General features: G+C 48.3%; 14 protein-coding genes. 10 read left to right on the top strand and 4 right to left on the bottom strand.

Going from position 1 to position 13,583, the window contains the following annotated elements; translation table 11 throughout:
- Positions 1–26: 26 nt before the first annotated feature.
- From VFK44_06155 to VFK44_06140, 4 genes are all read right to left on the bottom strand, one after another.
- Positions 27–920 (bottom strand): YegS/Rv2252/BmrU family lipid kinase, encoded by an 894-nt coding sequence (locus tag VFK44_06155; GenBank protein ID HET7627957.1) that lies wholly within the window; start codon positions 918–920, stop codon positions 27–29.
- 152 nt (positions 921–1,072) lie between these two features.
- Positions 1,073–2,086: an ABC transporter permease gene (locus VFK44_06150; GenBank protein HET7627956.1), complete on the bottom strand. Its 1,014-nt coding sequence runs from the start codon at positions 2,084–2,086 to the stop codon at positions 1,073–1,075.
- Positions 2,073–3,026 carry an ABC transporter ATP-binding protein gene (locus VFK44_06145; GenBank protein ID HET7627955.1) on the bottom strand — a complete coding sequence of 318 codons (954 nt, stop codon included), beginning with the start codon at positions 3,024–3,026 and terminating at the stop codon, positions 2,073–2,075. The genes VFK44_06150 and VFK44_06145 overlap by 14 nt, the downstream gene beginning before the upstream one ends.
- Positions 3,027–3,029: 3 nt before the next feature.
- Positions 3,030–4,190, bottom strand: a complete 1,161-nt coding sequence (locus tag VFK44_06140; protein HET7627954.1) for an NEW3 domain-containing protein — start codon at positions 4,188–4,190, stop codon at positions 3,030–3,032.
- 293 nt (positions 4,191–4,483) lie between these two features.
- On the opposite strand from VFK44_06140, the gene VFK44_06135 reads away from it, so the two are divergent.
- The 10 genes from VFK44_06135 (at position 4,484) to VFK44_06090 (ending at position 13,398) form a co-directional block, all read left to right on the top strand.
- Entirely contained in the window at positions 4,484–5,077 is a 594-nt protein-coding gene (locus VFK44_06135; protein HET7627953.1) for a sigma-70 family RNA polymerase sigma factor, read from the top strand.
- Positions 5,074–5,799 (top strand): anti-sigma factor, encoded by a 726-nt coding sequence (locus VFK44_06130; protein ID HET7627952.1) that lies wholly within the window; start codon positions 5,074–5,076, stop codon positions 5,797–5,799. The genes VFK44_06135 and VFK44_06130 overlap by 4 nt, the downstream gene beginning before the upstream one ends.
- Positions 5,800–6,099: 300 nt before the next feature.
- Positions 6,100–7,203 carry a hypothetical protein gene (locus VFK44_06125; protein HET7627951.1) on the top strand — a complete coding sequence of 368 codons (1,104 nt, stop codon included), beginning with the start codon at positions 6,100–6,102 and terminating at the stop codon, positions 7,201–7,203.
- Positions 7,181–7,447, top strand: coding sequence for a hypothetical protein (locus VFK44_06120; protein HET7627950.1), 267 nt, complete (start codon positions 7,181–7,183; stop codon positions 7,445–7,447). Before VFK44_06125 ends, VFK44_06120 begins: the two co-directional genes overlap by 23 nt.
- A 199-nt stretch (positions 7,448–7,646) precedes the next feature.
- On the top strand, positions 7,647–8,624 hold the full coding sequence (locus tag VFK44_06115; GenBank protein ID HET7627949.1) for an ABC transporter ATP-binding protein: 978 nt from the start codon (positions 7,647–7,649) through the stop codon (positions 8,622–8,624).
- On the top strand, positions 8,614–9,423 hold the full coding sequence (locus VFK44_06110; protein HET7627948.1) for an ABC transporter permease: 810 nt from the start codon (positions 8,614–8,616) through the stop codon (positions 9,421–9,423). Before VFK44_06115 ends, VFK44_06110 begins: the two co-directional genes overlap by 11 nt.
- A gap of 10 nt (positions 9,424–9,433) precedes the next feature.
- Positions 9,434–10,189, top strand: a complete 756-nt coding sequence (gene liaF / locus VFK44_06105; GenBank protein ID HET7627947.1) for a cell wall-active antibiotics response protein LiaF — start codon at positions 9,434–9,436, stop codon at positions 10,187–10,189.
- An 11-nt stretch (positions 10,190–10,200) separates the two neighbouring features.
- Positions 10,201–11,259 (top strand): sensor histidine kinase, encoded by a 1,059-nt coding sequence (locus VFK44_06100; GenBank protein ID HET7627946.1) that lies wholly within the window; start codon positions 10,201–10,203, stop codon positions 11,257–11,259.
- On the top strand, positions 11,246–11,884 hold the full coding sequence (locus VFK44_06095; protein ID HET7627945.1) for a response regulator transcription factor: 639 nt from the start codon (positions 11,246–11,248) through the stop codon (positions 11,882–11,884). Before VFK44_06100 ends, VFK44_06095 begins: the two co-directional genes overlap by 14 nt.
- Before the next feature lie 347 nt (positions 11,885–12,231).
- Positions 12,232–13,398, top strand: a complete 1,167-nt coding sequence (locus VFK44_06090) for a S53 family peptidase (protein HET7627944.1) — start codon at positions 12,232–12,234, stop codon at positions 13,396–13,398.
- The last annotated feature ends 185 nt before the right edge of the window (positions 13,399–13,583 follow it).

The following is a 13,583-nucleotide window of genomic DNA, read 5'->3' as shown; positions in this document are numbered from 1 at the left end:
GCACGTGGTTGATATGGTCCTATTTTTTAATTCGGCAAATCGCCGATGAGGACATCTAAATGTTCGGGTAATACAAAGACTTCGGCAGGTGTATATTGGCCTCTTTCGCCGTCGCAGTCGACCAACTGCTCGGGATCGGCACTGATCCGGAGCTTTTTCGTGCGGAAATGAATCAGGTTGTCTTCTTGTACGGGAAATGTTTCATAAACTTTCGAGTGCAGCCATGACCAAATGAAACGCAAGGAGGTTCGCTTCACGATCAACACGTCCAATTTTCCGTCGCCGACGTCCAAGCGGGGAAAAAAGGCGCGCACGCCGCCAGTAAACGGACCGTTTCCGACGATCACCATGACCGCTTCACCTTCAAAGTGTCTGTCTTCACTTTCCAGCCGGAGATGAAACGATTTCGGGTTGCTTAAGTTTTGCAGCGCGCTTATGTAATACGCGAGTCTGCCGAGCGACGCTTTCTTGCGCGGATCGATTTCGGACGAGACTTCGGTAATGAGTCCAATCCCCCAAAAATTAAGAAAATAACGATTTTCAAAACAGCCGACTTCAATGCTTTTTTTCTTGCCGCGTACGATTTGCTCAACGGCTCTCAACGGATGTTGCGCCATGCCGATCGCCCGCGAAAAATCATTACACGTACCGCCGGGGATGACTGCCAAGGACGGGCGATTGTCGAGTGCGCATAAAGTTCCGGCGATTTCGTTGACCGTCCCGTCCCCGCCGGCGGTGACGACGACGTCTGTTTTGTTTTCCAGCCTGCGGACGTAGTCCGCGCCGTCTCCGGGTTTTTTGGTTTCATACAGAGATACTGAGTCGTATGCGTCCAGCATCCGGGCGACGATTTGATCCATGGCTGAAGACAGCTTCTTGTTCCCTGCTTTTGGGTTATAAATGATGGATGCTTTCGTCATTAGAAACATCCTTTCTATTTCCGAGCTTTTCTTATTGTTTCAAAGGCAGGCAATAAAGACAAGTCTAACCTCTATCAAAGGTTGTATTCGTAAAGAAATGAAAAAAACCGTCTCTTGTCGAGACGGTTGGATGAATCTTATTGGATTTTCGATTACCGCGAACGGATTTCCTGACGCATGAACAACAAATAAGAAATTCCGAAGCAAACGGCAGTTGCGGCGATTAAGCTCGTCACCTGCGGCCAGACGAGCAGCAAGCTTTGTCCGAGCGGCAGCGGGCTTGGGATCGCTCCGACGACTTGCTGCATCGTCAGCGGGCCGAGCGAACGAACAGAAGGCGTCAATAATGTCGTCGTTCCGTCGCTGAACAATTGGCTCGGTGACAACCGTGTCAAAAAGAAAATGAACGACTGGTGGTGCATGAGCGCCGCGACAGATTGAACGGCTTGTTTTGCCGGTGCGGTCGCATTGGCGATTAAACCGATCAACATGTTGTAAAAAACGCTGAAAAACAACCAGACCGCGATACCCGAAAGCGCGGAAGTCGCCGCCTGGCGAAAACGTACGGAGAACAATATCGCCAAGTTGAGCCAGAAGGCGACGTAGACGATGCTCAAGACAATGAAGAAAATGATGCGCCAAAATTCTTCCGCGGTCGGCGGGATACCGAAAATGTAAATGCCCATTCCCATGACGAGAAAGCCGAGCGCGAAAAACAAAATGCTGATAACTGTCAGAGCCGCAACAAATTTGGCATTAATAATGTAATCGCGCGGGACTGGTTGAGACATCATGCGGCTCAACGTGCCTTTCGAACGTTCGGAATTGATCGCGTCAAAACCGAGGGCAATGCCGAGCAGCGGTCCGAGAAAGGAAACGAACGTGACAAAAGACGGCAATGCTGTTTCAGAGCCCGTAATCGTGAACAATTTCAAGAAAAGGAACGTGCCGGTGAAATCTTTGTCACTGTTTTCTGAAACGACGTCGCGAATTGTTTGTGACGCAGAATACAAAGAGGCGAGACACGTGAGCGCGATGATGGCCAATAAAATGATGTAACGCCAGCTCGTGATGTGGTCGCCGATTTCCTTTTGTACGATAACCCAAAACGGATCAATGCCTCGTTTCGGTTCGGAAGCGGTTTTACGAAAATTAAGGTTGCGCACGAGCTTCACCTCCTTCGAAATACTGATGGTAAATCTCGTCCAGCCCGTAATCCCGTTTCGAAATGGCGTCTAACGATCCTGTGGCATCGATGATAGTGCGGGCAATGTTAGCCGTCACATCTTTTTCGCATTCAATCGACAGCCCTGACTTGTCCCGAAAGACGTTCGTCACACCGTCCAAACCGTTCAGCTTTTCAAGGCATGATTCCGGAATTTCCGGGGCTTTCACTTGCACAACGAGCGGACGACCAGAGAACAATTCGTCGGCCAACGTGCGAATGTCGCCTTCGGCGAGCAGTTTTCCGCGAACGAACAAGCCGACGCGATCGCAAATTTGCTGCACTTGATGCAAATGATGGGAGGAAAGCAGCACGGTGATGCCTTCGTCCCGGCTGAGCCGGCGAATCATTTGCAAAAATTCGCGCACCCCTTCCGGATCAATGCCGAGCGTCGGTTCGTCCAATATGATCACTTCGGGATTTTTGATTAAAAGGTCAGCCAACCCGAGCCGTTGCCTCATGCCGCGCGAATACTTCCCAGCTTTTTTGTCGGCGGATTCGGCGAGGCCGACACGTTTGAGCAACGTTTTTGCGCGTTCGCGCGCTTCTTGCATCGGCACGCGGTTCAAGCGAGCGGTATACAACAAATTGTCGAGACCGGAGAGGTCGTCGTAAAATCCGACGTCGTCCGGCAAATAACCAACTTTCCGTTTGACTTCGATTGGATTGCGAATGGAATCGACGCCGCAAACGGAAACAGCACCGGAAGTCGGCTCAGTTAGCCCAAGCATCATTAAGATTGTTGTTGACTTGCCGGCGCCGTTTGGGCCGAGCAAACCAAAGATTTCACCTTTTTCTATGTGCAACGTTAAATGATCGACTGCCGTCGTTTCATCGTACTGTTTCGTCAATTGCTCGAGCGAGATGATGACTTCGGCCATCGTCTATCTCCTCCCGTATGTACGGAACAAATAGTAAATGCCCGCTACGACGGCAATGACAACGAGTACGCCTACCCATCCCCATAACAGCGATGTTTTGACCGAAATGCGAAATTCCGCGTCGTCACTCGCCTCGTCGGCAGAAGCGCTCATTTGAACGACGTAATCGCCGGCAATGGCTTTGTCGGAAGCCGTAATCGTGGCTTCGACGATTTTCGATTTGCCCGCATCGATTTTATCGATCTCGTTCGGTTCAAACTCGACTTTCCAGCCGGGAGGCGTATCAGCGCTTAGCGATATATTCCGAAGAGGCGAGGAGCCGTTGTTGACGATTTTTAATTGAATCGTCTTTTCGTCGCCTGCGGTAATGTCCGTACTTAATCTTCCGCTTGGCGTCGTCAGTTCAAGTTCGTACGTTCCGGTGATGACGGCTTCGAGCACGTTTTGCGCCTTAGTTGAGCCGTTGGAGGCTTTGATCATCACTTTGTACGTTTTCGCTTTCACTTTTTCCGGCGGGTTGAGCGTAACATCAATGTCTTTGGACGATCCCGGCTCTACAACAACGGACGTCACATTCTTCCCGTCCGCTTTGAATACGACGTCCCATCCTTTCGGAGCGTCTGCAGACAGCGCATATCTTTGCTTGTCCGCCGTATGATTTTCCAATGTCGCCGTGTAAGTGAAATCGGAATCGGCATGTCCCTGCATGTTCGGCTGTTCAACATTCAATTCGGTTTTGAACGTTCCTTGTTTCGTAACCGTCACCGACAACGGCAAATCGGCGTGCGCTCCATCCCCGTCGGCCGACAGCGTAAAATTGTACGTGCCTTTGTCCACTTTTTGCGGGACATTTACGGTAAACGTGAACGCTTGACTTTCTCCCGGCTTGACCGCCAATTCGTTCAAATCCCAACCGCCGGAAGTCAACTTGTAACTCCAATCTTTCGGCAATCCTTTAACTTCGAAAGAAACTTGCTTAATGCTTGAGCCGGTATTGATCAAGTCCACGTTGTAATCAATCGATTCTCCCGGCGTTACGGAAATGCCCGCATACGAAGTATACAGTTCGATCCCACCAGCTGCGTGAGCGGTCGGCACGGCAGCGGAAAACGAACCGAAGCCTAACAAGATAAACAAAAAGACCGATAAAACTTTTTTGAACATGATCAATCGTTCCCCCTTTGAAATGATGAATTTGATGGTTTCACTTAGGGTACGAGGCAGCAGTGTCGTTTGATTTATCCTGCGGTGAATTTTTTCTCGGGAACGATTGTCAGAAAATGACTTGATTTTTTCCGCTGTCTCGTTTTAATTTAATAATAGATGAAGGGGCTCGATCATCATTCGTCGTGCAATCAGGCGGTGCCGGCCGCCGGGGTCCCTGTTAACGAACAAGGAAACCCGTTCATTCAATCTGGAAGACGAGGCGAACGCTGGTAGACAAGGTGGAGATCGAATTGAAACCGACCGACGATTTGCAAATGTTGATGGCTGAGATCAAAGGCGGCTCGATGGAAGCATTCGAAGCTTTTTACGAGCAAATGGCGCCGTTCGTGTTTTCGGTTGCTATGAAAGTGATGAAAGATCGAAGGGAAGCCGAAGACGTTTGTCACGACGTGTTTTTCGAAGTTTATCGGAAAGCTTCCGGATACGATCCGTCGAGGGGGAGCGTGAACGCGTGGCTGGCGGTGAAAACGAAAAGCCGCTGCCTTGACCGGCTGAGAAAGCAGCAGCGCGTCGTCGTTGAGGAACCGAGAGAAGGCTGGCAAACGTTGTTTGCGGATCCTGGCTTTTCAACGGAAGAGAAAGTGATGAAAAAAGTTGACGGCGAAGCGGTATATTCAGCATTGACGCAAATACCTGAATCCCAACAACAAGCGATTTTTGAAAAATTTTATGGAAGCCGCACGCAAAAAGAGATTGCCGCGCACATGAAGCGTCCGGTCGGAACGGTGAAGTCGTTGATTCGATATGGGATTCACAACATGCGAAAACAATTGCAGCAGTTCGGTTGGCCCGAATCCGCGGTTGAAAGGAGGCGGGAGCCGTGAATTGTCGAAACGGATGGAGAGAGGAAGAAGTCGTCGATTTTGTTTTGAACCGGCTGGCTAAGGACAAAAGCGAAGCTTTTCAGCGGCATTTGCCCGATTGCCAGGTGTGTCAAGAGCAACAAAGCGAGTGGGCGGCGATGTTCGACGATGAATCAGCAGAACGGCTTGACGCCCCGTCCGTTGGCGTCAAAAGAAAGTTGATGCGTCGTCTTCAGCCGGCTCGCGTGCGTCGGCCGTGGAAAAGGATGCTTCGTCCGCATTTTTATTTCACGGCAGCTGCGGCATTGGCGATGGTGTTCGCGCTTGTCGATATGTTCCCGCCGGGTATGCCGCAACATTCGGAGCGGCCGGGGAACGGTGTTGTGGACGGAAGAGCGGCAAACTTTGTCAACATTCCCGGAGCGAACAATGTGCAAAATGTCTCGGTAAGCGACGAAAACATTGAAGGTTATTTATGGCTGAACCGGTCAACGGATGAATTGTTGTTGTTTCTCGACGGACTCCCGCGCGTCAGCGGAAAAGATTATCAGGCGTGGCTCGTCAAGAACAATGACAGGCGGGACGCCGGCTTGCTGAAGGTAACGCAAGGGGTCGCGAGTTTATACGTTCGGCGTTCAGGCGTCGGCCAATTTCACCATATCGTCGTTACGATCGAACCGAAAGGCGGAAGCGTAGCGCAAACCGGACCGCGAAGGCTTGTCGTTCAATGGGATGATGAATGACGAAAATGGCTGCTCAACCCGAATCGAGAAGTGATTTCTCGGTTCGGGTTTTTTTGCGATCGTTTGCCCTCACACATTTCTCCGAAACCTACTCCGAAGCCGATTGTTAGCCATCAAAAAACAGCTTGAGGGTGAGAATAGTAAAATATACCCATTTAGAAATAGGGCTTTTCTCTCAATTCAAGTTATTTTACAAAAATAGCAGGATTTTGTTAAATTATTGCGAATTTCAGTATATAAATTGCTAAAATTTTTCCATAATGGCAATTTCGGACTATATTTAACATTAGAGGTGTGTAAATGAATGTAGAGGATCAAAAGAATCGTTTACTGTCTTGGTATGCTGTCATGAAAGACCAAGACTTTGAAAAAGCCGACAAAATGAAACTTGAAATCACAAATGAGGAACAAAAGTTTTCGGATTTCGATCTGAAAGCCCTTTACAAGTTAATGGTTGCGCGGTATCATTTGATGTATAAGGAACTGGAAAAGTTTTCATCCGCCATCGCGGAAGTGGACCCCGACGAGGACAATGAGCAGTACTGGCTCAATTATTTTTATTCTCTCTTTAGGGGGATTTACCATTTTGAGCGGCGCGAGTATAGGTTAGCGCTTGATTTTTATAATAAGGCACGAATGTTGAATCATAATATTGGATTAATAGAATCCGCGGAATTGTATTACCGAATTGGAGTTTGCTGTCACCGGATTTATCGAGTTACGCTGTCCATTCATTATTTTACAAAAGCGAAAGAAATTTATAAAAAGGAATCCGATTTTAAAAAATTGGCTTTTTGTGAAAATGGACTTGGTATTAACAGCAAGGATATTTTTCAATACGCGGATGCGGAAAAACATTATCATCAAGCATTAATTTTTGTTGAAAAATCCAACGATGCTTATTTGAAACCTATCGTTTTAAATAATATTGGCGTATTTTATACTCATCAATCAAAACCGAAGTTGGCTATTGATTATTTAAAACAAGCTCAAATTCATTTGAAAAATTATCATGATCGTGTGTTTCAATGTAAGATTCAATATTTGTTAGCAAGAAATTATTTTGCGATAGACGAAGTTGAAACCGCGAAAAACTTGCTTGAATCTGGCATCCAATTCACTAAGGATAATAGTAATGATCTGTATTATTATTATCGATTTTCTTTGCTAAAAGCAAAGTTCGTCAGTCCGGCCAATTTTAAAGAAAGTTACCAAGAAGCTATTTCGTATTTTAAAAGGATAGGTGAATGGGAATTAGTAATTGAATATGGTGAAGAATTGGCCCATTATTTCGGTGGTATAGAACAATACAAAGAGGCTTACGAATATTTAAGACTTGCAACAGAATCAAGATATACAATGAATAAGGAGCGTGCATTACATGGTGAAGAAAGTATTGCTTAGTCTGGCTCTTTTAATTGGTTTGGCTGTTAGTGCTTTCTCGTTAAATCCTGTTATAGAGAGTGAGTTATCAAAATCGAATATGTTTGAAAAATCGGTGGATCATGAATTTGGGCTTATTCTTATTAACATCATGCAAAAATCGGTGGATGATGAATTTGGTTTGATTCTTTTTCAAGATGTTGCGAAATCAGTCATGACTAAATCAGTGGATCATGAATTCGGGTTGATTCTTATCGGAAAATAGCTTGTGAGCGGCAGGTTACGTTACGGAACAATGATGAAGATATTTTTTATACTGATGTCTCGACTTCCAAAATGATTGGAAGTCTTTTTTTTTGTGAGGAACAGTCGGTTCGCTTCTCCGTCTCGGGACGGAGAGAAAACCGTTCTGCGGAACGTTTCGCGGGTGTTGCCGGGAACGGTAAGATGAAGGCAAGGATGGCGTGAGGAAGGGAGTTGGCGTGAAAATGCCGCCGATTTACGAAGTGAAGAATCTTGAAAAGACGTACAAAAAAGGAAAAGTGAAAGCGAACAAAAACATTTCGTTCACGGTGAACAAAGGAGAAATTCTCGGCGTGTTCGGTCCGAACGGGGCGGGGAAATCGACGTTGATCAAGCAGATGGTCGGCCACATTCGGCCGACGAAGGGAGATATTTGGTTTCGAGGAAACCGATTGTTTGAGCAAACGGCGCGGGTCGCGGAACAAGTCGCTTATTATGCGCAAGAACCTTACGCGATGGAAAAATTGAAAGTTTCTGAGGCTATTAAGTTCACCGGGCGTTTGCGAGGAATGACGAAGGCTGATGCCGATGAGGCCGGCGAATGGCTGATTGAGCGGCTGAAGTTGACGAATGTGAGGCATAAATTGTTGCGGCGGGTATCCGGCGGGCAAAAGCGGCTCGTCGGGATCGCGGCGGCACTGATCGGGCACATGGAAGTGCTTATTCTCGATGAACCGACGAACGAGTTGGATCCGGAAAACCGCCGGCTCGTTTGGAATTTAATTCTCGAATCGAATAAAGAGCGCGGCGTGACGGTGTTGCTTGTGACGCATAACGTTCTTGAAGCTGAACAGGTTGTCGATCGTGTGATGATGGTCGACAAGGGGGAATTGTTGGCGATCGATACAGTAGGCAACTTAAAAAACATGGTTGATCAACGATTGCGAATCGAAGTGACTTCGGCTTTCGGGAAGCGAAAAGTCGCTGAGGATTGGCTAAGGAGACGCGGGGAAATCGAAGTCGTGAGCGAAAACCGTTTCCGGTTGTTCATTGACAAGCAACAAGCGGGGGAAACGGTGCAGGAAATGGTAGAAAACAGCGAACAAATGGCGTGCGAGGAATACAAGTTGCTTCCGCCTAGTTTGGAAGACGTATATTTTCATCTTGGCGGACGGGAGGGGTTTGAACATGGAAAATAAAACGAATGTCATCGCCGAGACGCATGTCGGAAGGAAGTCATCGGTGCGTCCGCTTGGGCGAATTTTAACACAGATTTGGTTGTTGTTTCGCATTCAATTCGCCGAAATTCGCGATTCGTGGCTGTGGGTCATTGGTTTGGCTTCGATGTTTCCTTTCAGCACGTTGTTATTCTTGAAATTTTACACGGTGGATCCGACTCCGGAAACGATGATGCGCATTATTACCGGGAATATGGTGTTCGCCATCGTCGTCATGGCAATCAATGCGCTGTCCCAAGATATTTCCTGGCAAAAGCATCAAGGGCATTTTGTTTTTTACGCGTCGCTGCCGATTTATAAATTAAACTTTATTTTTGCCGTTTTCATGCGTGGACTCATGATGTCGTTCCCATCCGTTATTATTTTGGCAATTATCGGACAGCTTGTTTATCATATTGAATTCCATTATAGTTTGGGTATGATTCCCGTTTTGCTGTTGTCTGTTCTATCTTGTGCAGGCATCGGCACGGCGATTGGTTTTCTTTCGCCGAATCACCAGTTTACGAACATGCTTTCGCAAACGTTGTTGATGTTTATCAGCTTTTTGTCGCCTGTCATGGTGACGATGAGCATGCTGCCGAAATTTTTGCAATGGACGGCCTATTTATTCCCGACCACTTACGTGGCCGAAGCGTTTCGTCAGTTGGCGTTACAGGGCTGGACGAGCGAAGTTACGAAAAATGTCTTGTTCTTAATCGGTTACATGGTTTTGTCGTTTCTCGTTATTTTGAAAAGTGTGCAATGGCGTGTTGAACAGTGAGGGATGTGCGATGAAAAGGCGATCGGCAGGACATGTAATGGCTGCCTTATGTTTAATTGGGCTCGGAATCTTGCTTTTGCTTGTCAATACTCAATTCATTTCCTTGGAAATATCGGAAGCGATCATTCTTCTGTATCCGTTTCTATTGTTCGTTTGGGGAGGATGGTTGTTTATTCTCCGGCTATTTTCACGGGGAAGGCGAGGCAGCTTGTTTTGGGGGTTGTTTCTGCTTCTTTTCGGCGGATTGTTAAGCTTGAATCGGTTCGGATGGATCGATTTTACGTTTTCGATGATTTGGCAATTGTGGCCGTATTTGCTCGTTTATTTTGGCGTGAAGATGATGGCCGGCAGCCGCTTGCACGTTACTGTAAAGACTAGCGGCAAGAAACATGCGAAACAGACTTCGGCTTGGCATATTGTCAGTGACGTTACCTTTAATGAAGACAATTGGCTGGTGGAACCGATCTATCGGTCAACCGGTGTCGCAGATTACGATTTTGACTTTACAAGAGCGTTTATTCAAGAGAAAGAGACACCGATTGAGCTGCGCGGCTGGGTCGGCGACGTTAAAGTGATCATTCCCGAAGATGTCGAGTTTTCCGTAGACGCGAAGGCGGCGGTCGGCGAAATCAAAGTCGGCGACAGGACTGAGGAAGGGCTCTTGAAACAGTTTCACTTCCAAACGAGCGGATATGAAGAGGCGGAACGAAAATTGACGTTCGCTTTTGATTTCAAAGTGCTCGACCTGAGAATCGACCGTGTGTGAGGGGGCGACTAATGACGGCATTTTATAATGAAAATTCCGGTTGGATGCTTCGATGGCTTGTCACCTCTTTGTATGCGGGAGCCATATTGTTTCTCGTGTTTCAATTGTGGGTGCTGTTGCATCCGGAAGATCAAAATGCGGGATTATGCTTCACGATGAGTTTGACAGGATTTGCCGTTACGTTTGCATTCGGATTTATTAGGTCTTTTCAGGAGCGGCGTGCGCTCAGAAAAAGATTGCGCGACCTCTCGGCGCACATTGTCGTTTTGTCCAGAGGCAATCTTTCCCGTCGCATCAAGGACGACGGCGGGGATGAAATTGCCTTGATCGCCCGTGAATTGAATGAGTGGGCGGATAAAATGCAGAAGCAAGTCGATTCCTTGCAAAAGCTGGCGAACGAGAAGGCGGTGCTGGCGGAAAAGGCGAGCGCGGCAGCGGCAATAGAGGAAAGACAGCGGCTGGCGCGAGATTTGCACGATGCCGTCAGTCAGCAGTTGTTTGCCGTGAACATGCTTGCGTCGGCTGCCGTGAAACGGATCGACAGCGATAAGGAGGCCGCGAAGCAGCAAATGAAAGAAGCGGCGGAAACGGCAGCGAAGGCGCAAGGAGAAATGCGGGCGCTGTTGCTTCATTTGCGGCCGGTACATTTGTCCGGCGATTCGCTCGTCGAGGCGGTGAAGAAACTGGCCGGAGAACTCGAAGGCCGCTCGGGAATGGTGTTCGAGTTGGATGCGCAAAATCTCGGAGAGCTTCCGAAAGGGATTGAGGATCATTTGTTTCGTGTCATCCAGGAAGGATTGGCCAATATTTTGCGTCATTCGCGGGCGGATACGGTGAAACTGCGCCTGCATCGCGGCGAGCGGCATGTTCATTTGCATTTAAGAGACGACGGGAAAGGGTTTGATGTTGCGAACGAGAAAAAAACTTCCTACGGACTGCGCACGATGCAAGAGCGTTGTGATGAAATCGGCGCTGCCTTGACGATCACTTCACGGAAAGATGCGGGCACCATCGTCGATGTGAAAGTTCCGCTGCGCATGGAGGGGATAAATGAAGATGGCGAAAATTAACGTTATGATTGTCGACGACCATGAAATGGTGAGACGCGGGCTGCGGGCGTATCTCGAAACGGAAGAAGATTTTGCGCTTGTCGGCGAGGCTTCCGGGGGCGATGAAGCTGTGCGAAAGGCAAAAGAATTGCGGCCGGACGTCATTTTAATGGACCTTGTCATGGAGAACGGGAATGGGATTGTTTCAACAGAACGGATCGTATCGGTTTTGCCGCTGTGCAAAATTATCATTCTCACCAGTTATTATGACGATGAGAAAGTGTTTCCGGCGATTGAGGCGGGAGCGTTCAGCTATTTGTTGAAAACGGCGCCAGCGGAAGAGATTGCTGCAGCGATCCGCAAAGCGGCTGATGGTGAGGCGGTTATCGAATCGAAAGTGGCCGGAAAAATGATGACGAAAATGCGCGGCGCCGGCCGGCAGCTTCCGCACGATGACTTGACGAACCGGGAACGGGAAGTGTTGGTGCTGCTCGGCGAGGGAAAAACGAACAAAGAAATCGCCGATGAGTTGTACATAGGTTTAAAAACAGTGAAGACTCACGTCAGCCACATTTTGCATAAGCTGCAAGTGAGCGATCGAACGCAAGCAGCCATCTACGCCAATCGGCATAACTTAAAAAATTGAACGAACGAGCTGGATGCGAAAAGCCGTTGCGAGTGTTTTCGACACGTTGCGAGCGGCTTTTTTTCGTTTGTCGAATCAATGTGACTTTCGTCTGAGGAGAAACGATAGACGTTTTCGGAATGAGAATGGAAAATCGGTCCAATTTTCTTATTTTTCACAAAGAAAGGACGTGCTACGCTTATATTGACGATACATTCGCTCGTCGAATGCGAAAGGAGGTCAGAAGTTCGAAGAAAATCACGAAGGGGGATCGGGGATTTTGCCGAATCGTTGGGCGCGGGCCGTTAAACAGTGAAATGGGAAACAGGAGAAACCGTCTTTGAAAAAATTTGTTACGGGAGGGCTTTATGAAACGTTTAAAAAAGCTGGCCGTTGGTGGATTGGCACTCGGTTTTCTCATGGGAGGATCGTTTTCACCGGCTTTTGCGCAAGGAGGCAATGCTCATAAGCCTGCGATCACGGCACATCCTCCGATTCACGTGAAAAACGGGGCAACCTCTACTTATCAATACGGTTATACGCCAGATCAGATCCGCAACGCTTACGGTGTCGATGAACTGTCTTATACCGGAACGGGGCAAACGATTGCGATCGTGGATGCGTACGGGAGTCCGACGATCAAACAAGATTTGCAAACGTTCAATCAACAATTCGGATTGCCGCCTGCGGATTTGACCGTCGTGTATCCAGACGGGAAACCAAGAAGAACCGACGGCGGATGGGCGCTCGAAACTTCGATGGATGTCGAATGGGCGCACGCGATCGCTCCGGATGCGAAAATTTTGTTGGTCGTCGCCAAGTCTAATTCACTGGCGGATTTGTTGTCTGCCGAGGATTATGCCTCTTCCCACGGCGCGGAGGTGGTTTCCAACAGTTGGGGCGCTTCCGAATTTTCTTCCGAAGCGAGCTACGATTCACATTTTCAGCATCCCGGCATCACTTATACGGCCTCTTCGGGTGACAGCGGGGCTGGAGTCATTTGGCCGGCAGCTTCTCCTAACGTGGTTGCCGTTGGAGGCACCACGCTCAACCTCGATGAGAGCGGAAACCGCTTAAGTGTTTCGGCCTGGGACGGTTCCGGCGGCGGGTTAAGCAATTACTTCGCGCGCCCGAATTACCAAGACGCTTGGCAATCGGTTGTCGGATCGTCGAGAGGCGTGCCGGACATTTCCTTTGATGCTGATCCGAACACCGGCGTTGCTGTCTATGACAGCACGAGACTGCAAGGAGAAAAAGGCTGGTTCCAAGTCGGCGGGACAAGCCTCGGAGCCCCGTGTTGGGCCGCGTTGATCGCGCTTGCCGATCAAGGGCGCACATCACCGTTGTCAAGCACGGAAACGTTGACTAAGCTGTATCAAATTGCCGGGGATACCGGCAGCAGCGGTTACGTTGCTAATTTCTACGACATCACTTCAGGCAACAACGGGGGATTCGCTGCAAAAGCGGGCTACGACCTCGTCACTGGAATCGGGTCTCCGAAAGCGAATTCATTGATCCCGGCGCTTACCCAATAAAGTAAGATGCCATCCGTCACCGGTCACTCCGGTGGCGGATGTTTTCTTTCGGAAAGTTTTGACACGAAGATTTTTCGTGCGTATAATGTAAAAGAATTGAAAATTGAACGGAAAGGAACGGTGCTTGGCCAATGATCGATTATCCTATTCTCTAACGAATCGTTTCATTTTGATGAATTTCGATT

The organism is Bacillales bacterium, assembly GCA_035700025.1.
Lineage (GTDB): Bacteria > Bacillota > Bacilli > Bacillales > DASSOY01 > DASSOY01.
The sequence above is the reverse complement of the archived record's forward strand: the minus strand, read 5'-3'. Positions and strand labels throughout refer to the sequence as shown.

Coding starts and splice junctions, on each gene's coding strand:
- VFK44_06155 (HET7627957.1), bottom strand. CDS start 920: ATGACGAAAGCATCCATCATTTATAACCCAAAAGCAGGGAACAAGAAG.
- VFK44_06145 (HET7627955.1), bottom strand. CDS start 3,026: ATGGCCGAAGTCATCATCTCGCTCGAGCAATTGACGAAACAGTACGAT.
- VFK44_06140 (HET7627954.1), bottom strand. CDS start 4,190: ATGTTCAAAAAAGTTTTATCGGTCTTTTTGTTTATCTTGTTAGGCTTC.
- VFK44_06125 (HET7627951.1), top strand. CDS start 6,100: ATGAATGTAGAGGATCAAAAGAATCGTTTACTGTCTTGGTATGCTGTC.
- VFK44_06120 (HET7627950.1), top strand. CDS start 7,181: ATGGTGAAGAAAGTATTGCTTAGTCTGGCTCTTTTAATTGGTTTGGCT.
- VFK44_06110 (HET7627948.1), top strand. CDS start 8,614: ATGGAAAATAAAACGAATGTCATCGCCGAGACGCATGTCGGAAGGAAG.
- liaF (HET7627947.1), top strand. CDS start 9,434: ATGAAAAGGCGATCGGCAGGACATGTAATGGCTGCCTTATGTTTAATT.
- VFK44_06100 (HET7627946.1), top strand. CDS start 10,201: ATGACGGCATTTTATAATGAAAATTCCGGTTGGATGCTTCGATGGCTT.
- VFK44_06095 (HET7627945.1), top strand. CDS start 11,246: ATGGCGAAAATTAACGTTATGATTGTCGACGACCATGAAATGGTGAGA.
- VFK44_06090 (HET7627944.1), top strand. CDS start 12,232: ATGAAACGTTTAAAAAAGCTGGCCGTTGGTGGATTGGCACTCGGTTTT.